This window comes from uncultured Lacinutrix sp. (assembly GCF_947500325.1).
Lineage (GTDB): Bacteria > Bacteroidota > Bacteroidia > Flavobacteriales > Flavobacteriaceae > Lacinutrix.
Genome location: NZ_CANMRQ010000011.1, coordinates 95458 through 120188, shown reverse-complemented (window position 1 = coordinate 120188; position 24731 = coordinate 95458). Strand labels below are relative to the sequence as shown.

The 24731-nt window shown below is 29.3% G+C and carries 24 protein-coding genes; 12 read left to right on the top strand and 12 right to left on the bottom strand.

Going from position 1 to position 24731, the window contains the following annotated elements; translation table 11 throughout:
- Together Q0997_RS13675 and Q0997_RS13670 are read left to right on the top strand one after the other, a co-directional pair.
- A partial coding sequence (locus Q0997_RS13675; protein ID WP_299889801.1) for a T9SS type B sorting domain-containing protein occupies nt 1–1485 on the top strand: 1485 nt, incomplete at its 5' end.
- Nucleotides 1486–1518: 33 nt separating this feature from the next.
- On the top strand, nt 1519–2499 hold the full coding sequence (locus Q0997_RS13670; RefSeq protein WP_299889799.1) for a type IX secretion system membrane protein PorP/SprF: 981 nt from the start codon (nt 1519–1521) through the stop codon (nt 2497–2499).
- A gap of 96 nt (nt 2500–2595) precedes the next feature.
- Here the strand turns inward: Q0997_RS13670 and Q0997_RS13665 are convergent, their stop codons facing one another.
- The 3 genes from Q0997_RS13665 to Q0997_RS13655 form a co-directional block, all read right to left on the bottom strand.
- Nucleotides 2596–3483, bottom strand: coding sequence for an EamA family transporter (locus tag Q0997_RS13665; protein WP_299889797.1), 888 nt, complete (start codon nt 3481–3483; stop codon nt 2596–2598).
- Between the two features lie 60 nt (nt 3484–3543).
- Nucleotides 3544–4854 carry a DEAD/DEAH box helicase gene (locus Q0997_RS13660; RefSeq protein WP_299889795.1) on the bottom strand — a complete coding sequence of 437 codons (1311 nt, stop codon included), beginning with the start codon at nt 4852–4854 and terminating at the stop codon, nt 3544–3546.
- Nucleotides 4855–4996: 142 nt separating this feature from the next.
- Entirely contained in the window at nt 4997–7816 is a 2820-nt protein-coding gene (locus Q0997_RS13655; protein WP_299889794.1) for a pitrilysin family protein, read from the bottom strand.
- 112 nt (nt 7817–7928) lie between these two features.
- Here Q0997_RS13655 and Q0997_RS13650 point away from each other — a divergent pair, with 112 nt between their 5' ends.
- The 3 genes from Q0997_RS13650 to Q0997_RS13640 all read left to right on the top strand — a co-directional run bounded on the left by Q0997_RS13650 (nt 7929) and on the right by Q0997_RS13640 (nt 11721).
- Nucleotides 7929–10109 carry a T9SS type A sorting domain-containing protein gene (locus Q0997_RS13650; protein ID WP_299889792.1) on the top strand — a complete coding sequence of 727 codons (2181 nt, stop codon included), beginning with the start codon at nt 7929–7931 and terminating at the stop codon, nt 10107–10109.
- A 5-nt stretch (nt 10110–10114) separates the two neighbouring features.
- Nucleotides 10115–10396 carry a DUF3817 domain-containing protein gene (locus Q0997_RS13645; protein WP_299889790.1) on the top strand — a complete coding sequence of 94 codons (282 nt, stop codon included), beginning with the start codon at nt 10115–10117 and terminating at the stop codon, nt 10394–10396.
- Nucleotides 10397–10494: 98 nt separating this feature from the next.
- Nucleotides 10495–11721: a TlpA disulfide reductase family protein gene (locus Q0997_RS13640; protein ID WP_299889788.1), complete on the top strand. Its 1227-nt coding sequence runs from the start codon at nt 10495–10497 to the stop codon at nt 11719–11721.
- A 7-nt stretch (nt 11722–11728) separates the two neighbouring features.
- On the opposite strand, the gene Q0997_RS13635 is transcribed toward Q0997_RS13640, so the two are convergent.
- Nucleotides 11729–13423: an AraC family transcriptional regulator gene (locus tag Q0997_RS13635; protein WP_299889786.1), complete on the bottom strand. Its 1695-nt coding sequence runs from the start codon at nt 13421–13423 to the stop codon at nt 11729–11731.
- 269 nt (nt 13424–13692) lie between these two features.
- Here Q0997_RS13635 and Q0997_RS13630 point away from each other — a divergent pair, with 269 nt between their 5' ends.
- From Q0997_RS13630 to Q0997_RS13620, 3 genes are all read left to right on the top strand, one after another.
- On the top strand, nt 13693–15300 hold the full coding sequence (locus Q0997_RS13630; protein ID WP_299889784.1) for a vitamin K epoxide reductase family protein: 1608 nt from the start codon (nt 13693–13695) through the stop codon (nt 15298–15300).
- 143 nt (nt 15301–15443) lie between these two features.
- Entirely contained in the window at nt 15444–15617 is a 174-nt protein-coding gene (locus Q0997_RS13625; RefSeq protein WP_299889783.1) for a hypothetical protein, read from the top strand.
- Nucleotides 15618–15634: 17 nt separating this feature from the next.
- On the top strand, nt 15635–15871 hold the full coding sequence (locus tag Q0997_RS13620; protein WP_299889781.1) for a hypothetical protein: 237 nt from the start codon (nt 15635–15637) through the stop codon (nt 15869–15871).
- 306 nt (nt 15872–16177) lie between these two features.
- On the opposite strand, the gene Q0997_RS13615 is transcribed toward Q0997_RS13620, so the two are convergent.
- Nucleotides 16178–16564, bottom strand: coding sequence for a hotdog domain-containing protein (locus tag Q0997_RS13615; RefSeq protein ID WP_299889779.1), 387 nt, complete (start codon nt 16562–16564; stop codon nt 16178–16180).
- A gap of 3 nt (nt 16565–16567) precedes the next feature.
- Nucleotides 16568–17473 (bottom strand): DUF72 domain-containing protein, encoded by a 906-nt coding sequence (locus Q0997_RS13610; protein ID WP_299889777.1) that lies wholly within the window; start codon nt 17471–17473, stop codon nt 16568–16570.
- 106 nt (nt 17474–17579) lie between these two features.
- Between Q0997_RS13610 and Q0997_RS13605 the strand changes: the two genes are divergently transcribed.
- The 3 genes from Q0997_RS13605 to Q0997_RS13595 all read left to right on the top strand — a co-directional run bounded on the left by Q0997_RS13605 (nt 17580) and on the right by Q0997_RS13595 (nt 19445).
- A complete protein-coding gene (locus Q0997_RS13605) occupies nt 17580–17996 on the top strand; it encodes a glyoxalase (protein ID WP_299889775.1) in 417 nt (138 codons plus the stop codon).
- 68 nt (nt 17997–18064) lie between these two features.
- Nucleotides 18065–18646, top strand: coding sequence for a TetR/AcrR family transcriptional regulator (locus Q0997_RS13600; RefSeq protein WP_299889773.1), 582 nt, complete (start codon nt 18065–18067; stop codon nt 18644–18646).
- A 49-nt stretch (nt 18647–18695) separates the two neighbouring features.
- The gene (locus tag Q0997_RS13595) at nt 18696–19445 is read left to right on the top strand and encodes an SDR family NAD(P)-dependent oxidoreductase (protein WP_299889771.1); all 750 of its coding nucleotides are present in this window, start codon (nt 18696–18698) and stop codon (nt 19443–19445) included.
- A gap of 56 nt (nt 19446–19501) precedes the next feature.
- Here the strand turns inward: Q0997_RS13595 and Q0997_RS13590 are convergent, their stop codons facing one another.
- Nucleotides 19502–20185 (bottom strand): DUF2461 domain-containing protein, encoded by a 684-nt coding sequence (locus tag Q0997_RS13590; RefSeq protein WP_299889770.1) that lies wholly within the window; start codon nt 20183–20185, stop codon nt 19502–19504.
- Between the two features lie 39 nt (nt 20186–20224).
- On the bottom strand, nt 20225–21013 hold the full coding sequence (locus tag Q0997_RS13585; RefSeq protein WP_299889768.1) for a tRNA pseudouridine(38-40) synthase TruA: 789 nt from the start codon (nt 21011–21013) through the stop codon (nt 20225–20227).
- 84 nt (nt 21014–21097) lie between these two features.
- Between Q0997_RS13585 and Q0997_RS13580 the strand changes: the two genes are divergently transcribed.
- Nucleotides 21098–21520, top strand: coding sequence for a hypothetical protein (locus Q0997_RS13580; protein ID WP_299889766.1), 423 nt, complete (start codon nt 21098–21100; stop codon nt 21518–21520).
- Nucleotides 21521–21582: 62 nt separating this feature from the next.
- Here Q0997_RS13580 and Q0997_RS13575 read toward each other — a convergent pair whose 3' ends face one another.
- Genes Q0997_RS13575 through hisF form a run of 4 tightly spaced genes read right to left on the bottom strand, consistent with a single transcriptional unit; the run spans nt 21583 to nt 24730 of the window.
- Nucleotides 21583–22995 carry a right-handed parallel beta-helix repeat-containing protein gene (locus Q0997_RS13575; protein ID WP_299889764.1) on the bottom strand — a complete coding sequence of 471 codons (1413 nt, stop codon included), beginning with the start codon at nt 22993–22995 and terminating at the stop codon, nt 21583–21585.
- A gap of 54 nt (nt 22996–23049) precedes the next feature.
- Nucleotides 23050–23646, bottom strand: coding sequence for a bifunctional phosphoribosyl-AMP cyclohydrolase/phosphoribosyl-ATP diphosphatase HisIE (gene hisIE / locus Q0997_RS13570; protein ID WP_299889762.1), 597 nt, complete (start codon nt 23644–23646; stop codon nt 23050–23052).
- Entirely contained in the window at nt 23643–23978 is a 336-nt protein-coding gene (locus Q0997_RS13565) for a cyclic-phosphate processing receiver domain-containing protein (RefSeq protein ID WP_299889760.1), read from the bottom strand. The genes hisIE and Q0997_RS13565 overlap by 4 nt, the downstream gene beginning before the upstream one ends.
- Nucleotides 23975–24730, bottom strand: coding sequence for an imidazole glycerol phosphate synthase subunit HisF (gene hisF, locus Q0997_RS13560; protein ID WP_299889758.1), 756 nt, complete (start codon nt 24728–24730; stop codon nt 23975–23977). Before hisF ends, Q0997_RS13565 begins: the two co-directional genes overlap by 4 nt.
- Nucleotide 24731: the final 1 nt, after the last annotated feature.

The window sequence follows — 24731 nt, the reverse complement described above, 5'->3', positions numbered from 1 at the left end:
CCTAATCTAGAGATTAATTTAGTCTCTGTAAACCCTACTATTAATTGTGCTGGTGATAATACTGGTGCTATTACTGCAACCGCAGAAGGTGGTTTAGGAAACTATGTATATACATTAGAAGATACTATGGGTAACCCAGTAACGGCAACTCAAAATAGTCCTGGTGTATTTACTGAACTTGTGGCTGGCACATATGTCGTTACTGTAGATAGTGATGATTGTAACACGACATCTTCTACTATAACTATTACTGAGCCATTAGCGCCACTTAACGTTACTTTCAATACAACTAATGTAACATGTAGTGGAAATAATAATGGTGTGTTAGAGATTATTGCAACAGGTGGAACAGGAATTATTAAATATGCGATTTCACCTCAATTAAATCAATTCTTTGAAACTAATATTTTTGAAAACCTTGCGCCAGGCACATATGAGGTTATTGTACAGGATGTATTAGGTTGTTTTGAAACATTTACTTTCACTATAACAGAACCAGCTCCAGTTGTATTAAGTGTTGTTGGAGGATCTGTAATGCCTGAACTTTGTGATGGCGATAGTGATGGAGAATTTAGTATTGATATTTCTGGAGGTACTTTACCATATAGTGTAAGTCTTGATGACATTAACGGTGTATATACTGTAGGTACTGCAACGCAAACTGAGTTTGATTTTACTGGATTATCTGGTGGAGATCATGTTGTTTATATTCTTGATGACCAAGGCTGTGCTTCTGAATGGAATATTACATTCCCAGAATCTGTAAGAATAGAGCCAACAGTGACTATAGAGTACCTTTGTGTTAATAATGTAGCAACTAACATTGTAACTGTAACAGTAGATGATAGTATTACAGATCTTACAGATATAGACTATTCATTAAATGGTGGTCCATACCAAGCTAGTAATATTTTCAATGATGTACCACCAGGTACAGATAACTTTATAGATGTTAGACATACAAATGGTTGTATTCAAACTACTGATTTATTTGATATAACTCAAGCGGTTCCATTAACACTTACATTAAGTGAAGGTGGATTAAATGAAATTGTTGCTACGCCTAACGGTGGATCTGGAGGTTATGTTTATACACTTAACAATGAAGATTATGGCAGCACTAATACTTTTATTATAACACAATCTGGAACTTATGTAGTTACTGTTACAGATAGTAGTGGCTGTATGGCAGTAGCTTCTATAGAAATGGAATTTATAGAGGTTTGTATTCCTGATTATTTTACACCTAATAATGATGGTGTAGAAGATGGTTGGGCTCCAGGATGTTCTGAAAATTATCCAAATCTTGAATTTGATATTTTTGATAGATATGGACGTGTAGTCGCTAAATTAAAAGTTGGTGAATATTGGGATGGTAAGTATAATGACAAAGAACTTCCTACTGGAGACTATTGGTATGTAGTAAGAGTTAATAGCTCTGAAAATGATAGAAGTTTTGTTGGACATTTCACGCTTTACAGGTAATTATAAATCGCGCTTATATTAAATAATAATAATATGAAAAATCTAATAATATATATATTCTTACTGGTATTTGCTCAAAGCTATGCTCAAGAGTTAAACTTACCTGCTTATACTCAATATTTAGCCGATAATGATTTTGTTATTTCCCCTACTTATGCTGGTATTGGAGACAATTTTAGAATTAGAGCAAATGGGCTAACACAATGGGTAGGTATAAAAGATGCTCCAGATAATCAAGCATTTTATGCTGATTTTAGAATTGCAGACCGTTCAGGTGTTGGTATTTCTTTCTATAACGATAAAAATGGAAATACACGTCAAAAAGGAGCTAAATTCTCTTTTGCTCAACATCTTATTTTAGATTATAAATCTAAGCAATACTTATCATTCGGTATCTCATATAATATTAATAGCTTTAAAATTGACATTGAAAATTTTCAACCAACTTATGAAAATGAAGTTATAGATCCTTTTGTTATTATGAATGGTGATAGAGCTATTAATAACAACAATTTTGATGTTGGTGCGCTATATAGAAACAAAGATTTTTATTTAAGTCTAAATGCTAATAATATATTACCAAAAGATATTGATGACTTTACTGGGATTGAACCAAATTTACTTTTAAATCTCCAGCTCTATTCAGGTTATGTTATAAAAAGCAAATACAATAAAAATGTGCAATTAGAACCATCTGTCTTTTACCAATTATTTGGCAGTGATGGACGTTCTAGTACCGATTTAAATTTTAAATATAGAAAGTATAATAGAAAAGAAGATTATTATTGGTTAGGAGTTTCTTACCGCTTCTTAAATGATCAATTCTTTAAACCTTTAAATTTAGGACCAATGGCTGGTATAATGAAATCTAAATTTTATTTTGCATACTCATATCAATTCACTATTAATGGTTTATCGAGTTACAATTCTGGAACTCACATGATTACAGTAGGACTTGACTTCCTGCAAGGTATTAGTAATTGTCCTTGTACTAAGAGTAGAGTTACTAGGTAACTTTTTATATAATAATCATAAAAAAATCAAACTAATTATATTTTAGTTTGATTTTTTTTATACAATTGTTTAGTGCCTCATTTCAAATAAAATTTTTTATTTTTTTGAAGTAATAAAATACACACCTGTTAATAATACAACAGCAGCAATTATAGACTGCAAACTTAAATATTCGTCTAAAATATACCAGCCTAAAAGCATAGCAATTACTGGGTTAACATATGCAGAAGTTGCTACTTTTTCTGTAGAAACCACTTTTAACAAATAATTAAAAGCTGTAAATGCAACGATACCTCCAAATATAATAAGTAATACCATTGACCACTTTACATTCGTACTCCATTCTACTGGAGAAATCCAAATTTCTCCAAAAACTAAACTTGCCAATGCCAACATTATACTAGCAATAAGCATTTGGTAACCTGTGCTAACTAAATAGTTTTTTGGAACATCTGCTTTAGAAACAAATACACTTGCATAACTCCACCCAAAAACACATGTAAAAATCATGAATATCCCTAATACAGTCATTTTATTTGTTACAAATTCACGTTGACTTACTAATAAATACATTCCAATAATACCAAATGCTATACCGATTAGTGACTTCGTCTTTATTTTTTTATTATCCATCAAGCGCATTAAAAACAATACAAATAATGGTTGGGTTGACGCTAACAAAGCTGCAAAACCACTATCAACATATTTTAAAGCCCAAACGAAAACACCATTACCATAAACTAAAAACATAAAACCAACAAAAACTGAATTGGCAAACTGTTTTTTCGTTATTACTATTTTTATTTTCATTGCCAAAGCAATGGAAAATATTAAAATACTTGCACAAAAAAATCGAATTGCTCCAATATAAAATGGAGGCAATTCTGTTACGGCAATTTTATTTAGTAAATATGTTGATCCCCATATAACATATATTGCAAAGAATGATAATACTATTAAGATTTTAGTGTTTAGCTTTGGCATATTAATTTATAAAAAACTAAAGCTACACTTATTGTATCAATAACGAGCCTAATAAATATTTTATATTTTAGTAATTCTTACTTTCTTTTTCTTTAAACGTAAATTATTTGTCTTATCTATAATTGTCTCCGCTTTATCTTTTGGGACAGCTACAAAAGCACAATCTTGTTTTAATTCTATAATACCAAGTTCATTTTTATCCAAATGCCCTTTTTTAAATAATAAACCCGCTATATCTCCTTTTGAAATTTTATCCTTTCTTCCGCCAGAAATATATAAAGTTGCCCATTTACTATTTATAGAAGCATTAGAATTATTCAATTTTTCTATTTGTGAAGTCTTTATAAATTCAGGTAAATATTCATCTTCCAATTGTAAAACATAAGCAGTACCTCCAGCATTCATTCTAGCTGTACGTCCATTTCTATGTGTAAACTCTTCTACTTTTAAAGGTAACTGATAATGAATAATAAAATTAAGTTCTGGAATGTCTAGTCCACGAGCAGCCAAATCTGTAGCTATTATAATTTGATGCGTTCCATTTCTAAATTTAATTAGAGCACGTTCTCTTTCTATTTGTTCCATTCCTCCATAAAAACAACCATGATCAATTTTATTTTTATTTAAAAAATCACTAACAAATTGAATACTATCTTTAAAATTACAAAATATAATACCAGGTTTGTTCCCAATATGATAAAGTAAATCAACTAAAGTTTGTAACTTATTTTTATCGGGAGCTAATACTTTTTTTACTTCTAAATTTGAGGTTTTTATATCTAGATAATCAATAATTAATTCATTTTCTAGACCAACAAAACTAGGAATATCTATATCCTGAGTCGCAGACGTTAAAACACGTTTTTTTATATTAGGGAGATTTGATAATATCTCACTCATTTCTTTTTCAAAACCTATTTCTAGTGATTTATCGAATTCGTCTAAGACTAAAGTCTTTATATCCTCTACCAAAAGCGTTTCTCTTCTTAAATGATCTGCTATTCTACCGGGCGTACCTATAAGAATTGCTGGAGGATGTGCTAGTTCTATTTTATCTTTAGAAAAAGGCCTACCTCCATAAACAGCATTAACTTTAAATCCAGATCCCATTTGTCTAACTACTTGCTCTATTTGTATAGCTAATTCTCTTGACGGCACTAAAATTAGTAGTTGTACATTTTTACATTCTATATTTAAAGCTTTAATTGTTGGTAATAAAAAAGCAACAGTTTTTCCTGTTCCTGTAGGAGATAGTAGAACTGTATTTGCTGTAGAAGATATTGACAACAAAGCTTCTTCCTGCATAGGATTTAGCGTTTTGATATTTAATTTTGCTAAAATAGCTTGTTGTTGTTTCATTTTACTCATCATACTTAATATAATAGTTTACAAAGATACGCACACTTTATTCGTTATATAATAGTAAAAACAAATTCAATTTTATTATTCATAAAAAAAGGAGAAAATACCAATAGCTTTCTCCTTTCTCCATTTAATGTATAAAGTATATTAATTACTTTTCATTGCCATATATATCTAATTCTATAATGTTTTTACCTAATTGTTTAACTTCTTCAAATTGAGTTGCCTTATCTCCTACTACAACATATATCATATCTTCTTCATTTAAGTATTTTTTAATAATAGCTTTATAATCAGTTAAGGTCATTGCAACTAGTTCTTTTTGATCCTCTTCCGTAAAAGTATTAGACAAATTATACTTGCTAATATTTCTTAACATTCCTAATTGTGCACCTAAACTTTCATATGCTCTAGTACTTGCTTTTAAAACTTTATTTTTAGTTAATTCTACTTCAGTTTGAGAAAAATCGTCTGCATAATTAGTGACCATATCTTTAATAATATTTAAAGATTTTAAAGTAGCATTAGCTCTTACACTACTTCTAATTGTAAAAGGAGCTATCTCATTACTATTATTAATTCCAGAATATGCGCCATAAGTATAACCTTTCCCAATTCTTAAAGTTTGAAATAGCTTACCGCTAGAACCTCCACCAATAATTTCGTTTGCAAATCTCAAATTATTTGAATCATCATTTGTTCTTGATAATGCCAATTTTCCAATATTTAAAACAGATTGCTTTGCACCAGGAAAATCAATAAAATAAAGTGTGTTCTTTTTTGTTGTTTTTGGTAGCTCATATTTTGGCAATACAGAACTTTCAGTATTCCAATCATTTAAAGAAGCTAAAGATTTTTCTATTTTTTCTTTTTTAATCGCACCAGCTATATGAAAAACGGCTTTTTTAGGTGATAAGTTTTTATAATACTGTTTTAGATCTTCTAATGTTATATCTTTAGTTGTTTGAAGAGTGCCAGAACTTGGAATAGCAAAAATATGATCTGCTCCATATAACAATTGATTATAAATACTAGAAGCTATAAAGTTAGGATTAGCTTCTCTATCCTTTAAATTAGTTTCTAAAGCCTGTTTAATTCGATTAAACTCTTTCTCATCCCAACGTGGTTCTAATAAAATTTCTTTTACTAAAGCAATAGTAGCATCGAAATTTTTAGACAAACAAGATCCTGTTATATGAAAATCTTCTTTTGCAGAATATATACCAATACTAGCGCCTAGTAATCCTATAGCTTCTTCTAAATCTGCTGGTGTTTTATTAGCTGTACCTTCCATCATTAAATCACTTAACAAGTTTGCTACTCCAGACTTCCCTTTTGGATCTAGCAAATGCCCACCTGGAATTGTTACATCGAATTGTACCAAAGGCACTTCATTATTCTCAATACCATATATAGCCATTCCATTATTTAAATTCCCACTCCAAACAGTTGGTGATTTAAATAAGGGCAATTCTCCATAACCAGGTTCACTTCTATCATATTTTGAAGGTGTTTTTTCATAAACAGCTTCTGCCCCTTGACTTACTTCTTCATTAGCTACATCTTTCTTTACTTCTTCAATCCATACTTTTGCTTCTTCAGCATTGGTTATGGCTAAATCTAATGCTCCTTTAGGAACAACACTAGTCATCACGTAATTTTTATTTTTGATGTATTGGTTATATACTCGCATAACATCTTCTGGGGTAACAGCGTTTGTTAACTTTGCTGTTTGTGTAATATAACTTGGGTCTCCAATAAATTCATTATCCTCAACTAATTGAAATGCTTTATTTAGAACAGTACTAATTCCTCTATACAAACTTGTTTCAAGCTCAGCTTTAATACGTTTTAAATCATTTTCATTTACACCATTCTTTTCAAAACAATCTAAACCTTCATCTATAGCAGACTTTACATCATCTAAATCCTTACCAGCATTGGCACGTACTCTAAATATAAATTCTCCTGCTAATTCACTACTAAACTGAAAAGTTCCTATACTAGGCGCTAGTTTTTGTTCTTCTACAACAACATTATATAAAGGAGCTTTTTTACTTCCACTTAATAGTTGTCCTAAAATTTGTAATGCATAGCTATCCTTATGATATTCTTCTACTGAAGGAAAAGTAATTCGTAATTCTGGCAATTTAGCAAATCCATCTTCAAAATATAAAGATTTCGTCTTTTCAAGAGTCACAGGCATTGCTGGTAAATCTTCTACTTCTGGCCCACTAGGTATTTCTCCAAACCACTGCTCTACTAGTTTTTTAGTTTCCTCAATATCAATGTCTCCCGCAATAACTAAAGAGGCATTACTAGCACCATAATATTTTGCATAAAATTCTTTAACATCATCAATTGTAGCAGCTTGTAAATCTGGTAATGCTCCAATAACTGTCCAATTATAAGGATGACCTTCAGGATATAGGTTTTTTCTCTTTATCTCATCTGTATAACCATAAGCAGCATTATCAACACGTTGTCGCTTTTCATTTTTAACAACTTGTTTTTCTCTTTCTAAAGCTTCTTTTGTTACTGTATTAATCATATAACCAAACCGATCAGAATCAATCCATAAAATTTTTTCAAAAGCGTCTTTAGGTACAACTTCATAGTATACAGTATAATCATTAGATGTACCTCCGTTACGACTTCCTCCCCATTCTGGAATCATTTTACGGTTAGCACCTACAGGTACATTCTCACTATCATTAAAACTCATATGCTCAAAAAAGTGAGCAAATCCAGTTTTTCCTGGTTTTTCTCTATTCGATCCTACATGCATCATTGTGGCAACTGCAACAATAGGATCGCTATGATCTTCATGTAAAATAACCTCCAAACCATTATCAAGTGTGAATTTTTGATAATCAATTTTAAATTCTTTATCCTTTGCCTCTGAAAAATTTGAATTACAAGATGTAACAAGTCCTAAATAAAGAACAAAACTGAGCTTTAACAATCGCATACTATAAGTGGTTTTTTGATTAAACTTTAAAGATAATTATTATAATGAAATTGTTTCTAATCTTATGTCTTTTTATTATGTTTACTTAACCTATCATAACAAATAAAAACTTGTGAAAAAACTAATCCTATTTAATGTTGTTTTTTTAACAATATTAAACACACTAACCGCACAACAATCTATTGCTAGAGAATGGAATGAAGAGCTATTAAGTGCCATCCGTTTAGATTATGCAAGACCTACTGTACATGCTAGAAACTTATTTCATAGCTCTATAGCTATGTATGATACCTGGGCTCTTTTTGACTCAGAAGCTGAAACTGTTTTTTTAGGAAAAACATATGCAGGTTACACCTTTAATTTTAATGGCATTGCGACTCCAAGTAATCTTGATGATGCCAGAAGAGAAATAATGAGTTACACTCTATTTCGTTTGCTTAGTCATCGCTTTGCAAATGCTCCAAACGCAGCTACTACTCTAGCATCTTTATCATCATTTTTTGCAAACTTGGGGTATGATGAAACTATTACTACTACAGATTATAGTAATAATTCTTATGCTGCATTAGGTAATTATTTTGCTTCTGAAATAATTAATTTTGGATTACAAGATGGCTCTAATGAACAAAACGATTATGCAAATGAACATTATATAACTTCTAACCAGCCTTTAATATTAGAATTATATGAAGACAACACTTCTATAGACCCAAATAAATGGCAACCATTAGCATTTGATGTATTTGTTGACCAAAGTGGTAATACTTTTCCTTTAAACACTCCTGACTTCTTAAGTCCAGAATGGGGAGAAGTGATTCCTTTTTCTCTTAAAAATGAAGACTTAAACATTATAAATAATGGTTTTGATTGTTATGTGTATAATGATCCTGGAGCTCCAGATTATATTCAAAATTCTAATGAAGATGGTATTGACGACCCTTATAAATGGTATTTTTCATTAGTAATAGCTTGGTCTGCACACTTAGATCCTAACGATGCAACTACAATAGACATTTCACCTGCGTCTATTGGTAATGTTGATATATCAAATTATCCAGAAACATTTTCTGAGTATCAGGCTTTTTATAATTTCGCTAATGGTGGTGATTCTGGAATAGGACATTCTTTAAATCCAAAAACGGGCTTACCATACGCGGAGCAATTAGTTAAAAGAAGTGATTATGCCAGAGTTTTGGCTGAGTTTTGGGCTGATGGCCCAGATTCTGAAACGCCTCCTGGACATTGGTTTACAATTTTTAATTACGTAAGCGACCATCAAGCTACCATAAAAAAAATTAGCGGACAAGGTAGTATAGTAAGTGATCTAGAATGGGACGTAAAAGGTTACTTATCTTTAGGTGGAGCGATGCATGATTCAGCAATTAATACATGGGGCATTAAAGGTTATTATGATTATATACGTCCAGTTTCTGCAATTCGTTATATGGCAGGAAAAGGGCAAAGTACAGATGCTAGTTTGCCAAATTATGATCCACATGGTTTACCATTAATTTCTAATTTAATTGAACTTATTCAAACTGGAGACGCATTGGCTGGCACTAATGATGAAAACGTTAACAAAATAAAAGTTAGAGCTTGGAAAGGTCCTGATTACATAGTAAATCCAGATACTGATGCAGCTGGTGTAGATTGGATTCTAGGAGAACATTGGTGGCCATATCAAAGACCCACATTTGTTACTCCACCATTTGCAGGATATCTATCAGGACATTCTACCTTTTCTAGAGCTGCAGCAGAAGTTTTAACACTATTTACTGGAGATGCTTTTTTTCCAGATGGTATGGGGACATTTAATGTAACCCAAAATGATTTTTTAGTTTTTGAAGAAGGCCCAACTCAAGATTTTACTTTACAGTGGGCAACTTATAGAGATGCATCAGACCAAACAAGTTTATCTAGAATTTGGGGAGGAATACATCCTCCTATAGATGATATTCGCGGTAGACAAATTGGAGAACAAATAGGGATAGATGCTTTTAATTTGGCCATTACTTATTTTGATGCCACACTTTCTACTTCTGAACAAGAAATAAACGAGCCTATATTTAAATTATACCCTAATCCAGTAAAAGATAATTTGAGTATTAAAAATAACGAAAACTCTATCTCAATTCTAGAAATTTATAGTTTGAATGGAATAAAATTATTATCGCATAAAATTTCTGGTAATTCTAATATAAATATTTCGTCATTACAAAGTGGCGTATATTTGGCATCGCTAAAAAATAAAAACAATACCATTATTTCAACAGAAAAAATAATAAAAAAATAATATCAATGTTAAAGACTTTTAGAATCGTAGCCTTTTTAGAAGGTGTATCTTATCTCCTATTAATGGCTGCTTCAATATACAAGCGTATACCATCAGGAAGTGATGAATATGTAGAATTATTAGGTATGCCTCATGGTTTATTATTTGTAGCCTATATAGCTTTAGCTGTATTTTTACGATCTACATACAAATGGGATACAAAAACTTTTATTATTATCTTATTAGGTTCTCTTATTCCTTTTGGCACTTTTTATGTAGATAGTAAATACCTCAAACCATTATCATAATAACTTAAATGAGTTGTTTATTTCATGTTAACAAAAAAATACAGTTGATAAATATCTAACTTTAAAAAATTGTAATATAGTGTTATAATACACTATACATGTATAAACAAATTCATCTATTATTACTTTTTTTTAGCTTTTCTTTTTTTGGTTGTGACCAATTATCTAAGACCAAACAAGTACCAATTATAGACAATAAAGCTATTCTTAAAGACGACTCTAAAGAGCATAAATTAGAAGCAAATACTTTTTTAATTAGTGGAATTTCATTTACTCCTGATAACACTAAAATATTTTTATTTGAAACTAAAAATGGCTCATACAAATTAGCAGATTCTACTATTGTTTATAATTCTAAATTTAACTTTAAAGGTCGAATTGAAACACCAAAAATGTATCGTGTTTCTCAAATAAAAAATAAGAACAAAGGCTATCCTCTTTTAGTAGATAATTCTAGAATTCATGTCTTTTTGAATCGTCGAATAGACTTTTCAACTGCATACTCTAATTCTACCATTCAAAAAGAATATCGTGAATATACTTCTCAAATGACTACTTTTAAAGACAAAGGCATGTCACTTTATTATAATTTAAAAGGCAACTTTTCTTCAGAAAACATTAAAAAACTGAGAAAAGAACGATTAGAACTTTTTTCAAAACAAAATAACTATATAAGATCTTTTATAAATAAACATCCCAATTCCTATTTATCTTTAATATTAATAAAAGACAATATTAAAACCTATAGTTCTAAAACTTTAAGGGAGTTATATAGTGGTTTATCTCAAGATATTAAAGCTTTATCTTTTGCCAGTTCGATAGATTCTTTAATTAAAGGAAAAGAATCAAAAATTAAAGAAAGATTACCTGTAGTGGCAATAAAAAAAGTTTCAGAAAATTATAAAGGAGACTATAGACCATTGGCTTATAAAATTAATGGTTTAAATCCATATGGAGAATCTATATCCCTCAATTCTATACCTAAAGGAAAAGTAATATTAGTTGATTTTTGGGCAAGTTGGTGCGCACCTTGTAGGGCAACAAACCCAAATCTAGTAATATTACATCAAAAATATAAAAATCAAGGTTTTGAAATATTAAGTGTTAGTGAAGATAAAGGAGAATCTGAATGGCTTAACGCTATTAATAGTGATAATTTAACTTGGGATTATCATGTTATTGATAAAAATAAAATATTAGCGTTTCGTTATGGTGTTGAATCTATTCCTTTTAAATTATTAATTGATAAAAAAGGACGCATAGCAAGTGAAAATATTTCTGGAAAGGCTTTAGAACAAAGAATACAAGAGCTTTTAGCAGAATAGCGTTTCACTAAGCTTTATTATCATTTTTATTTAATTCTTTAATAAAATCAGAAGGGTTAACACCTGTGTTTTTTTTAAATATCTTTGAAAAGGAAGAAGCATTTGAATACCCTAAATCTTTAGAAATAGCATCTATAGAAAATTTTCTAAGAGATGGTTTTTCCTTCAATTCCTTCATAATATATTCAATTCTCAAGTTATTGATATACTGTTTGAAAGATTTCCCTCTATAATGATTAATAACTTTCGAAACATATGATGTATTGCTGTTCAACTTTTTTGCTATATATGGTAAATTAAAATCGTCATTTAGAAACTCTTTTTCTTTTTCAAGTTGTTCTAATCCTTTGATAATTTTATGTACAATATCTTCATTAATACTAATTTTAGATTGTCCTATACCTTTTATAAGGTCTTTCTTAACTATTAATTCGTTAGTAACACTCAATAAATTGTTGCTTTTAATCATTTTCTTATATATATAGTTGCGATATATAAAAACTAGTAAAACAATAACAAGAAGAGTTAACAACACTTTGTAAACACCCCATTTAATATTCTTTTTATTTAAAAATACTTGATTTTCATTATGTATTTTTTTTAAATTAATAAGGTTTAACTTTTCTATTCCATTCACTTTTAACCGCCCTATCTTCTTAAATTCATCTAAAGCAATGGAAGAATGTTCATAAGCTTTATTGTATTGTTTGTTTTCATTAAAAGAAGAAGCTAATATGTTATGTGTTTTTAACAGCAAATTATTATTTCCAGGATAATTATTATATTTTTTAAGAAATTGATTTGCATAGTAAATTGAAGAATCAAACTTATTTAAGTTATGGAAGGCTTCAGACATATAAAAATCTATCTCCTGATTGGTAAAATGCTTTTGTTCAATAAGATTTATACTCTTTGCTTTTCTTAAATAGTATAAGGAAGAATCATATCGACTATTATATGATGATATGATTCCTTTTTTTATGTTGTATAACTTTTGGGTATACTTAACTTGTGATTCAATTTGTGTTGATAATTCGTAATGTTTTTTATAATATACTCTTGCTGAATCTAAAAAACTTTTATTTAAATATTTTTCATAAAATTTTAAATATGAATCCCCTAAAGCTACATATATGGATGAATGTGTTAATTTATTATAAGCTTCGTGTGGAAAGCTCTTAATCTTATTAAGCAATGCTATAGCCTTTTTATATTGTCCAAGTTTAATATAGATTAATGCAGATTTATAGTTAAGCACCAGTTCATGGTTTTTAGAATATTGACTATAATGCTCATTTAAGACTCTACATTTAGAAATGTATTCTAAAGCTTTATGATAATTTCCTAAACATTTTTCAGCATATACAATTCTTCCTAAAACATTATATTTTAAAAAAAAATAACAACTATCACTTAATATTGATGCTTGCTGCTCTATCTTACTTAATGTTCTCAAACTCAGTTTTTTTGAAGAGTCACATTCCCTTTTAAAATATATACTATTAGCCTCATATGCTAAAGCATACATTTGTTCACAAGGAGAATTAGCATGCATTTGCATTTTCTTAGAATAAAAAATAGCACTATCATTATTAACTCTATAAAATTCTAGCACTTTTTTATGCCAAGGGAGCTTAAAAGATTCATTTTTTTGAGAATATCCCAAAAAAAAGAAAAGGAAAGCGAAGAACGTTAATTTCATATAAGCAAAACTGTATTTTTTAGTATAAAAGTACAACAAATGATGCATCAATAAGTAAAAAAACATCATGTTGATTTATAAATAGACATTCTTTTTCCTATGTCTATTTATGAATAGACATTACTGTCTCTTTCATTATCAATCAAGACGAAATAGATTTGTTTTGAATACCGGAATAAGTGTTATTAAAGTTTGAGCCCAAAAAAAATATTCATGTAATAACCATCTAGTTGAAAATTATAAATAAAGATTGATAATTCTATCCCTATATGGAAAACACATTAGTAAGCATATTAGAAAAGCTTCTGAAAAAAAATCAAATTCCTTTTGATAAAAAAGAATTATCGTTCCAGATTCAAAGCCATCCATCTTACCCTAGTTTACATGCTATAACTGGTGTTTTAGACCATTTTAATATAGAAAACATAGCAGCAGATGTACCAGTAAATGTTGATACATTATTGCAACTACCAAACTACTTTATTGCCCAAATAAACACAAATAAAGGGCAATCCTTAACTCTAGTAGAAAAAAAGAATCTAGAATATTATATTTTTAATACAGAAAGTAAAAAACAAGTAATAACAACTAAAGAGTTTTTAAATAAATTCACAGGTATTATTGTAGCTGTAGAAAAAAAACTTACTAATGAAGAAAAATCATCTAATAGAAATATTTTTAAACATCTAGGGTTTATTTTTATTTCTATACTCTCTTTATTTTTAATATTTAACAATTTAGCTTCAATAGGAACAGCTACTATTTTTCATTTAGGATTATCAATTATTGGTCTTATAACAAGTATTGCTATTGTTAAACAAGAATTAGGACTACAAACTTCAATTGGAGATGCTTTTTGTTCAGGTGCAGATGAGAAAAAAGATTGTGATGCAGTGTTGACTTCGAATGGTTCTAAAATTATTAAAGATTATAAATTAAGTGATTTTAGTATACTCTATTTTGCAAGCTTAACCTTACTAACTTGCTTTCAAATTTCTAATCCCGTAATTTCTTTTTCTATAAACTTACTAACAATACCTGTAACCTTATATTCAATATATTATCAATATGCTATTGTAAAAAAATGGTGCCCTTTATGTTTAGTTATAGTTGGTGTATTATGGTTACAAGTCACGACTCTAATAATAGCAAATACTTTTATAAGTGATTTTGTAATAAATGATTTTTTAGTTTTTGGATTAACGACTATAAGTGTCTATTTAGTTTGGAGTTATATTAAACCTATGCTTACAAGTATTAATAAGTTAAAAAAAGAACAAATTGAGAATGTAAAATTTAAAAGAAATTTTGCATTATTTGAAAACTTATTACAGAAATCATCTCAAGTAAGCACTACTATTAACGATGCAGAAGAAATTGTTTTTGGGAACCGAAGTTCTAATTTAGAAATCGTACTAATCACGAATCCTTTTTGTGGACATTGTAAACCAGTTCACAAACAAATAAATAACATATTACATAAATATCATGACAAAGTGAACATAAAAATTCGCTTTAATGTTAATGTGAAAAATGAAAATACCGATCTCTTAAAAGTCACAAGTAGACTACTTGAAATATATAAAGAAAAGGGAGAGCAACACTGCTTACAAGCAATGAATGATATTTATAAAAATGGAAATACTATTACATGGTTAAAAAAGTGGGGAGAAAATAAAATCATTTTCATGTCGGAATTAAAAAAAGAAGGAATTTGGTGTAAAAATAACACTATCAATTTTACTCCTGAGATTTTGATAAATGGTCAGGCTTTTCCCAAAGAATACAATAGAACTGATTTAATCTTCTTTATTGAAGAATTAGAAGAAAAGTACAATCAAACTTTAATTCCGGTTAAAAAGACACAAACAACTTAAACAAACATATTCACATTTACACAACATGTGATTTATAGTTTTTTAAACTCTAAAAACATAAAAGTATTCTCTCGCGAGGAATAGACATAATTCTTGAATGTCTTAAAATAATCAAGGAATTAAATTAATTAAAATACGTAGAAATGAAAAAATCAATTTTAAACTTAGGAAAAACTTTAAATAAAGCAGAACAAAAAGCCATTAATGGTGGCGGTATGGGAATGTCTTGTGAAGAACTGGGCTGGAATGAAACAACTTGTGCAAACGGCTGGGATCCAGAAGGCCAACCAGATAGTAATTACTTTAAATGTTGTTAATCTTTAATTATAAAAAAATGAAAAAATCAATTTTAAACTTAGGAAAAGTTTTAAACAAAGCAGAACAAAAATTAATTAATGGAGGTCAAGTACCTAACTACTGTTTTAATAACACTGCAGGATATGAAGCAGAGTGTAGAGAAATAGCTTTAAATAATTTTATGAGTGGTGACTGCCCTACTTGGAACCCTTGCTTTAGCTCTGGACCAATGGGTTGTACAGATATGTGCCTTAGTACTCCTAATCCAAGGTAAATAATTATACCGTATGATTGAATATTTTAAAAGCAAACCTAAGCTTTACACATTTAGATCATAGGTTATTTTATAATATGACTGTAGTTCCTTTTATAAAAAAAATAACTACAGTCATATTCAAAACATAATACCGTTTTAAAAATTGTTTCTCTTAATTTATACTAGAAATATATAAGCTACTAAAACTTATAGAAGAAAAAGAAAATTAAGTCACAAACAGTTATTTACTTGTTGTAACAATACCTTTATAATAGCTTTAGAAAAGTAAATTAACTCGCTATAAAAATATTGAACATTAAAAACCTATTTTAAACGATCTTTCACATATTCAATTTTAGTTTTACCATGAGCTTCAGGTTTTCCATTAACGCCTAAATTAACCATAATAATATTGTCTACAGTAATAATTGTTTCTCTAGTCATCATATTTCTAACTTCACATTTAAGTGTTAATGAACTATTTCCAAATGCTTTAACCTCCATTCCTATTTCAACAATATCTCCTTTCACAGCCTTACTTGTAAAGTTAATTTCAGACATATACTTAGTGACAATTTTAGGGTTATCTAATTGTACAATAGTATATAAAGCAGCTTCTTCATCTATCCATTCTAACAATCTACCTCCAAATAATGTCCCATTTGGGTTTAAATCTTCCGGTTTTACCCATTTTCTTGTGTGAAATCTCATATATTAAAATAAGTTTTGTTGTACATTATTGTTTTTCTCATCGTCTTCTTTCGGTACTTTTAAATTGCAATCTAATTCAGCGTTTAATTTCTTTATAAAATAAGCCGAAAGCAAAGGTGATTCTTTTTCAATATTTTGGTGAATAAAGAAATTAATTTCTTTAATACCACTGTCTTTCCATTCTTTTAAACGCAAGACCCAATCATCTAATCTAGAATAATCACTTGGATGGTTAGCGCCTACATAACGTACAAAAGCAGTGCTATTTGTTAAACGCATATGCATAATATCTCTTCTGCCTGCTGTATCAACAATAATATTAGAGATATTATTTTTTTCTAATAAATCGTACAACTCATTAGCAACACTTTCATCATTATACCAATTAGTATGTCTAAACTCGACAGCTAATGGTATTTCTTTTGGCCAACTTTCAATAAACTCTACAACTCTATTAAAATCTTTAGGAGCAAAATTACTATGCATTTGCAAAAAGATAGTTCCCAGTTTTTCTTTTAAATTAACAGCAGAATATAAATAGTTTTCAACTACTTCTTTTGTGTCCTGCAATCTTTTCCAATGACTTATCTCTTGATTAAGTTTAGGAAAAAATTTAAAATTAGCTGGCGTTTTTTCATACCACTTTGCAAATTGCTCTGGCGGAAAAATACGGTAAAATGTTGCATTCAATTCAATAGCATTAAACTGAGACGCATAATATATCAATTCGTCTTTAGTACCTCTTGGATAAAACCCTTTTAAATCTGCCCTATTCCATTTAGCACAACCTACATATATATCTGGTATATTATCGTCTTTTACTAAATTTAAAACACGTTTAGTTTCTTTATGATCCTTAGGAAATGTAAAATCTATTAGTTCTGGATTGTCTACGCTACCAAATTTCATTTCTTTTTTTATATAAAGATATATGTTCATAACACAGTTAACAAGTAAATTCTTAATGAAAATTTTAAACGGACTTTATGTCTATTTTTATTAAAACCCTACAAATATGAGTGCTAGAGATCAACATTTATTAGCCATTAGGCCAATTATTTCTTCGATAAGAATTTCTGATAATATGAGTAAAGATGAACGTTTTCAGAATATAACCTTACGACCAATTATTAAACTTCAAAACGATTTATTTATTGAAGTATTTAGAAATTATATTAAAAAGCACAAAAATGTGTTTTATGAATTAACCTTAGAAAGGAGACAACACTATATAGACAATGCCATACATAAAGACATAAAATTTAGAAATTCTTTAAAAGGGATGGTTATTGGACAATTTACAACAAATGAATATAGTATATATATTGAAAATTCTTCTGCACTAAATAAACGTATGATGAATATAGTAATACAGCGTTTACAGAGCAATATTCAATTGTTTGAAACTCCAGAAATGCTAAAAGCTGTTTAAATTTATTATTATTTTAACATTTAGATATTAATAATTACACTAATTTTGAAACGTTCATTTCAAATAAAATGCCAAAAGTAGAAGTATTTAATAAAGATTATGTTTTAGAACAAGCTAGTAATGTTTTTCATTTAAAAGGTTACAATGCAACCTCTATGCAAGATTTAGTTGATGCTACTGGTTTAAACCGATCAAGCATTTATAATTCGTTTGGTAACAAATTGAGTTTGTTTTTAGAATGCTTAAAAAACTATCAAAACAAGTACAGTAAAATAACTGCCTCTACACTTATCAAGTCTGAAAATTCACTTGAAGCGATTGAGTCTATTTTTAACCTGTATTTATCTGAAATATTATCTGACAAAGATAGAAAGGGATGTTTAATTACTAATTGTAAATCTGAAATGGCCAATCAAGATTTATTAATTAATAATTTTTTAAACAATAATCAAGAACAGACTTTACAGCTTTTTGAAAGTTTAATATCTCAAGGACAGAATGAAGGACTTATTAATAAGAATCAAACAGCAAAAAATTATAGTTTATTCTTATTTTCTTCTATTCAAGGATTTAGAATGACTGGTATTTTAATTAATGACAAAAAACAACTGCAAGGTATTATAAAAATGACTTTGCAGATATTAAATTAATTTTTTTTAACTCAATTTGAAACGATTGTTTCAAATAAAAACAAAAACTATGAATAAATTAAAAAACAAAGTAGCAGTAATAACTGGAGCAAATAGCGGTATAGGTTTAGCTACTGCAAAATTATACCTGCAAGAAGGCGCAAAAGTAGTGTTATCTGGAAGACGTCAAGAAGCATTAGATGCAATAGTAAAAGATCTTAGTGGTGATTTTATTACTGTATTAGCCGATGTATCTAAGCCAGAAGATAATGTTAACCTAATAAAAGAAGCTACAAATAAATTCGGAAAAATTGATATTCTATTTTTAAATGCTGGTATTGCGCCTCCTACACCAACAAATGAAATAACAGAATCTCATTACAACGAAATTTTCGATATTAATGTAAAAGGGCCTATTCTTGCTGTAAAAGAAGCCTTACCACATATTAATGATGGTGGTTCAATATTATTTACAAACTCAATTGTACATCAAAAAGGGTTTGATGGATTAGGTGTATATTCTGCAAGTAAAGGTGCTTTACGTGCCTACTCTAGAGTATTAACATCTGAAGTGAAATCAAGAGGCATACGTGTAAACTCTATTGCTCCTGGACCAATAGACACCCCAATATATGGAAAAATGGGATTACCTGAAGATGTTGTTGAAGACATGGGAAAAGGTTTTGCTCAACAAGTACCATTAGGTCGTTTTGGAAAATCTGAAGAGGTAGCTAACACAGCATTATTTCTAGCTTCGGATGAAGCCTCTTACATTAATGGAATTGAAATTGAAGTTGATGGTGGATTAAGTCAAGTATAAAACTAAATAAAAGTAAAATTAGATAAGGCTGAGTAAAAATACTCAGCCTTATCTATTTAGTCTTTAAGCATCGAAACACCATTTAAATCTGTAGTTAATACATCACTCATATAATCAAAATATGGCCGTATGGTTTTAAAAGATTTATTAACATCATCTATAAACCCTTTTGATAATACTTCTTTATCTGAATAGTTCTTAACGAAGATAAATTGTTTTTTTCTAATTAAATCTATAGCAGAATGCTCTTTATCAAAACCTTTAGGAGCTGTTTTCAATTCATCTCCAACAAAATCTCCCCAAATAGATTTAAACGTTTTGTCATTAATAATATCTCTAATCTCTTGATCGTCCATTTCAAACTCTTTACGAATACGCAATAAATCTTCTTTAGCTGGATCCCAAAAACCTGTAGCGATAAAACTCTTATTATTTGGTTGAATTTGCAAATAGTAACCACCTCTTAGTCTAGGCTTTGTGCGATGAAATGAACCGCCAAGATTGTTTTTGTAAGGCAACTTATTTTTTGAAAAACGTACGTCTCTATAAATTCTAAAAATCTTTAACTTGTCTATTTCATCATGACTGTTTAACTGCTCTAAAACAGTATTATAAAATGCTTTAGCTTCAGCTTCAATCCTTTTAAACTCTGGTTTGTTCTCTGTAAACCATTCACGGTTATTATTCTTTTCTAATTTATCTAGAAATGTTAAAATGTCTTTTGAAACTGTATTACTCATTATAATTGAAATTATTTTTTTAAATATAGTGGTTATTATCTATTCAAATTCAACTGATTTTAAAATTAGTCCAGAAGCTGGAGCTATATATTCCATTTTAACAGTGTTATCTGGTAACAATGAATTTTCAATATCCTTAAGTGATAATTTATTTTTCCCCAAATCGATTAATGTACCCATCATTAATCTAATTTGATTTCTCATAAAACCTTTACCTCGAATACGCAACAAATAACTCTTTTTAGGAAAAAAGTTTGCTGTATAAATAGTATTCTCTACAATTTCACAAGTTAAAATTTCACGTTTATAAATACCATTATCTGAAGGCTTATAACAATACGTTTTTAAATAATGTTCACCTTCAAACAATTTAGCGCCTTGTTTCATAAGGTTAACATCTAAATCATCTAATATTGTTGTTAATATTGGCGCGCAAAAAGGATGAAATTTATCGCCAAAAGCAAACAAATACAAGTACTCTTTCACTTTAGGGTTATTAATAATATTAAACTTCTCATCGACTTCTTTAATAGTTAATGCTCTAATATCTTGAGGTAAATTAGTATTAAATAGTTTTAGAAAAGCATTTTTATCTGTTATAGGTTCATATAGAAATAATTCAATGGCAGTTTCTTCTGCAGATACCATTGCATCTGTTCTTCCAGAGGCCAAGCTTTTAAAACGTTTTCCTTCTAGAATAAAGTTTAATGTTCGATCTACCATAAGATGTAATGTTTTTACATCTGGTTGCTTTTGCCAGCCATGAAAACGATAGCCTAAATATTGAATAGTAATAAGGTAATAGTACTTTTTATTAAATGCGCTCATAGAAGCAGCAAGTAACCCATTTTAACAGATATGACAAAATTTTTATACATTGTAGTTAAAATTAACCAACAAAACCTTAAAATTATGACAGAAAATGCAACACAAAAAATACCTGTATGGTATTGGATCGTAGCCGTTTTAGCCTTACTATGGAATGGACTAGGCGTTATGGCTTATGTAGGAAGGGCCATTATGACAGATGAAATGATAGCAGCTTTACCAGAAGAACAACAAGCAGAATTTTTAGTAGAATATCCAGCTTGGTATACTGCAGCATTTGCTTTGGCTGTATTTTGTGGCTTTTTAGGAGCAGTTTCTTTATTAATAAAAAAGAAATGGGCTTATATTCTATTTATAATTTCTGCTATTGCAGCTATAGTACAACATGGTTATATATTTGCAAATGTTGAAGTAAAGAGTTATGTAATGCCAATACTAGTTATTGTTGTTTGTATAGCTTTAGTATTTTTAGCTAAATCTGCTATTGAGAAGCATTGGATAAAATAAGATTAGTAACACTTAAATAAGAAAAAGGCATTAGAAATATTTCTAATGCCTTTTTTGCTATACTAATTTATCCAACATCCATCCCAAGGTATATTATCTTCTAATGGTATGCTAAAAGCTTCTCCGTTATATGTATTTCCCGATGCACTTCCACTAACTTCAAGAAAACGATATGCCCAACACTCATTTGGATGCTCTACTATATTATTTTCAAGAGTAAGATTATCCATTTTCCAAAACGCTAAATGCCCTTTATTAAAATAATTATCTCTTATCTCTAAATCTGCACCTTTATACATATACATTCCAGAATTATTTAGAGTATTATTATAGATAAAAGTTGTTGCAGGATTTGTTTTTGGGTTATCATTAGAATACATAATAATTCCATTCCAATTATTAACTGATACTGTACGCATAGTAATTGTATTATTTCTTATAGTCCAATCTGCATTTTTCCAATATACTATTGGGCCATCAATATACTCACTATCATCTCCTTGTAATAGAATATTATCCTCTAGCAAGACATTTTTGCCATCTGTATTTACAATATCTCCACCTCTATTATTATGAAAATAATTATTTCTAATAGTAATGTTTTCATTTAAACGTCCTGCGCCTTCTAAATCTATTCCAAATTGAGGAGATGTACCGTTTGTATGATGAATTTCGTTGTTTTCTATTAAAATTTCAGAACTTCCAACTAACGAAATACCTTGTCTCCTATTATCTGAAAAATTATTACGTCTTACAGTAATGTTTTTTAGGTTCTGCTCTAATGAACCACTTGGACTACCTACCATTAAAATCCCATCTCCATTTGCTTTGCCTAAGGTTACATTCTCAATAGTTACATATTCGTTTTCGCCTTCAATGCAAATTAAATGACCTTCGTCATGTGCAATTGCTCCATCACTTTCTCTAGGCGTAAATTCATGATTTTCTCTATCTCCAAGTATTTTACCTCCGGAAATTACGACATAAGATTTTCCGCGAACTGCTATTGCACAATAATTCCATTTATTATTTGGAGCCATTTCTATAATAGCATTTTGATCTAATAAAAAAGCCATATTACTTCGAAGCTCTATACCTGCCTGATAAATATCATTTCCATATTTACCAATTAAATAATGACCAGCTGGTAAACACACTTCTCCATAACCTTCTGCAACAGCCCAATCTATCGCTGCTTGAATATTATCTGTCGTTTTTATTGGTTCTGTTCTGTTATTTGGTATATCCCATACTTGCAAATCTATACAATAGCGATTACTTGATATTTGAGCATAAGGCATTGTTTCTATAGCAGGCATAACTCCTGTAAAAGGGTTTGGGTTATTAGGATCTGTTGCACTTAAAGGTGTATTTGTATTTGCAGATTGCAAATCATCTTCATCTTCAAAACAAGATGAAACAGAAACAATTAAACAAAAGATTAATAAGTAGTTTAATAAAGAGTGTTTAGTCATGTTAGAATGTATTTAATATTCTATTTACGAAGAATTACTACAAAAAGATTATACTTATTTTTCTCTATTTTTTAATACTTCTACAACATCGTTAAGTTTATATCCTTTAGCCTGTAAGAGCATTAAATAATGAAATAATAAATCTGCACTTTCATTTAGAAATAAATTGTCGTCATTATCTTTTGCTTCTATTACTACTTCTACCGCTTCCTCTCCTACTTTTTGAGCTATTTTATTAATTCCTTTTTCAAATAATGATGCAACATAAGATTTTTCACTACTAGCATTTGTTCTCCTATCTTCTATTACTGTTTCTAGCTTAGAAATAAAACCATAGTTCTCATTATTAGTTTCTGCCCAACAAGTATCTGTACCTTTGTGACACGTAGGTCCTTTTGGGCTTGCAGTAATTAATAATGCATCATTATCACAGTCATTTTTAATACTAACTAAATTTAAAACGTTTCCACTTTCTTCTCCTTTTGTCCACAAACGTTGCTTACTTCTACTAAAAAAAGTAACCAAATTAGTTTTTAATGTTTTATCTAATGCCTCTGCATTCATATAACCAAGCATTAATACTGCTTTAGTATTTTCGTCTTGTATTATTGCAGGGATTAATCCTTGTGTATTGTATTTTATATTCTTCATTTTTTATTTAAATATTCTATGTAATTATTTAAAAGCCCTTTTATTTGTTCTGCAGCTACTGGATTTGCAGAATGCACTTTATAATTTAATTTTCTTAAATCTAAACCAGAATCATATACTAACCATTTTGCAGCTGCATATCCATCTAAAGCAACGTTTCCCTGTTCATCTAAACCAAGGTCATTATCAAAGCTTATAAACTCTGGAAGCCCATTATTTATAATATATTCAACAAATGCATGATAGGTTCTAACAATATCAAATTCATTTTCTGTAGATTTATCATAAACCATTTCTATGGTTCTAATATCATCTAAAAATAATTTTTTCATAACCTTACTGGTATATCATTATTCTGTAATTCTTGTTTTAATTCTAGAATTGGTATTTCACCAAAATGAAATACGCTTGCAGCTAATGCCGCATCTGCTTTTCCTACTTTGAAAGTATCTATAAAATGCTGGATAGTTCCTGCTCCACCAGAAGCTATTATAGGAATATTTAATTCACTTGATAACTTTTCTAAAGCTTCATTAGCAAATCCTGCTTTAGTTCCATCATTATTCATTGAAGTGAATAAAATCTCGCCAGCACCACGTTGTTCTACTTCTTTAGCCCAAGTAAATAAATTTAATTGAGTAGGAATACTTCCGCCTGCCAAGTGTACAACCCATTCATTGTTAATTTGTTTAGCATCTATAGCTACAGTAATACATTGACTTCCAAATTTCTCTGATAATTCACTTATTAGTTCTGGTCGTTTTACTGCTGAAGAATTTATTGATACTTTATCTGCTCCAGATTTTAGAAGTCTATCTACATCTTCAATAGAAGAAATACCACCTCCAACAGTAAATGGAATATTAACTTGTTCTGCAACTTTAAGAACCATTTCTAATGTAGTATTTCTTCCTTCTAATGTTGCAGAAATATCAAGAAACACCAATTCATCTGCTCCTTCAAGAGCATATTGTTTTGCTAATTCTACAGGATCACCTGCATCTATTAAATTCACAAAATTTACTCCTTTTACTGTTCTTCCGTTTTTAATATCTAAGCAAGGGATTATTCTTTTTGTTAGCATA

Bases quoted from the DNA above. Each gene is read 5' to 3' on its own strand.
- Q0997_RS13595 (WP_299889771.1), top strand. From the start codon at position 18,696: ATGAATAAATTAAAAAACAAAGTAGCAGTAATAACTGGAGCAAATAGC.
- Q0997_RS13640 (WP_299889788.1), top strand. From the start codon at position 10,495: ATGTATAAACAAATTCATCTATTATTACTTTTTTTTAGCTTTTCTTTT.
- Q0997_RS13565 (WP_299889760.1), bottom strand. From the start codon at position 23,978: ATGAAAAAATTATTTTTAGATGATATTAGAACCATAGAAATGGTTTAT.
- Q0997_RS13605 (WP_299889775.1), top strand. From the start codon at position 17,580: ATGAGTGCTAGAGATCAACATTTATTAGCCATTAGGCCAATTATTTCT.
- Q0997_RS13670 (WP_299889799.1), top strand. From the start codon at position 1,519: ATGAAAAATCTAATAATATATATATTCTTACTGGTATTTGCTCAAAGC.
- Q0997_RS13645 (WP_299889790.1), top strand. From the start codon at position 10,115: ATGTTAAAGACTTTTAGAATCGTAGCCTTTTTAGAAGGTGTATCTTAT.
- Q0997_RS13585 (WP_299889768.1), bottom strand. From the start codon at position 21,013: ATGAGCGCATTTAATAAAAAGTACTATTACCTTATTACTATTCAATAT.
- Q0997_RS13655 (WP_299889794.1), bottom strand. From the start codon at position 7,816: ATGCGATTGTTAAAGCTCAGTTTTGTTCTTTATTTAGGACTTGTTACA.
- hisIE (WP_299889762.1), bottom strand. From the start codon at position 23,646: ATGAAGAATATAAAATACAATACACAAGGATTAATCCCTGCAATAATA.
- hisF (WP_299889758.1), bottom strand. From the start codon at position 24,730: ATGCTAACAAAAAGAATAATCCCTTGCTTAGATATTAAAAACGGAAGA.
- Q0997_RS13660 (WP_299889795.1), bottom strand. From the start codon at position 4,854: ATGATGAGTAAAATGAAACAACAACAAGCTATTTTAGCAAAATTAAAT.
- Q0997_RS13615 (WP_299889779.1), bottom strand. From the start codon at position 16,564: ATGAGATTTCACACAAGAAAATGGGTAAAACCGGAAGATTTAAACCCA.
- Q0997_RS13620 (WP_299889781.1), top strand. From the start codon at position 15,635: ATGAAAAAATCAATTTTAAACTTAGGAAAAGTTTTAAACAAAGCAGAA.
- Q0997_RS13600 (WP_299889773.1), top strand. From the start codon at position 18,065: ATGCCAAAAGTAGAAGTATTTAATAAAGATTATGTTTTAGAACAAGCT.
- Q0997_RS13590 (WP_299889770.1), bottom strand. From the start codon at position 20,185: ATGAGTAATACAGTTTCAAAAGACATTTTAACATTTCTAGATAAATTA.
- Q0997_RS13610 (WP_299889777.1), bottom strand. From the start codon at position 17,473: ATGAAATTTGGTAGCGTAGACAATCCAGAACTAATAGATTTTACATTT.
- Q0997_RS13575 (WP_299889764.1), bottom strand. From the start codon at position 22,995: ATGACTAAACACTCTTTATTAAACTACTTATTAATCTTTTGTTTAATT.
- Q0997_RS13635 (WP_299889786.1), bottom strand. From the start codon at position 13,423: ATGAAATTAACGTTCTTCGCTTTCCTTTTCTTTTTTTTGGGATATTCT.
- Q0997_RS13630 (WP_299889784.1), top strand. From the start codon at position 13,693: ATGGAAAACACATTAGTAAGCATATTAGAAAAGCTTCTGAAAAAAAAT.
- Q0997_RS13665 (WP_299889797.1), bottom strand. From the start codon at position 3,483: ATGCCAAAGCTAAACACTAAAATCTTAATAGTATTATCATTCTTTGCA.
- Q0997_RS13625 (WP_299889783.1), top strand. From the start codon at position 15,444: ATGAAAAAATCAATTTTAAACTTAGGAAAAACTTTAAATAAAGCAGAA.
- Q0997_RS13580 (WP_299889766.1), top strand. From the start codon at position 21,098: ATGACAGAAAATGCAACACAAAAAATACCTGTATGGTATTGGATCGTA.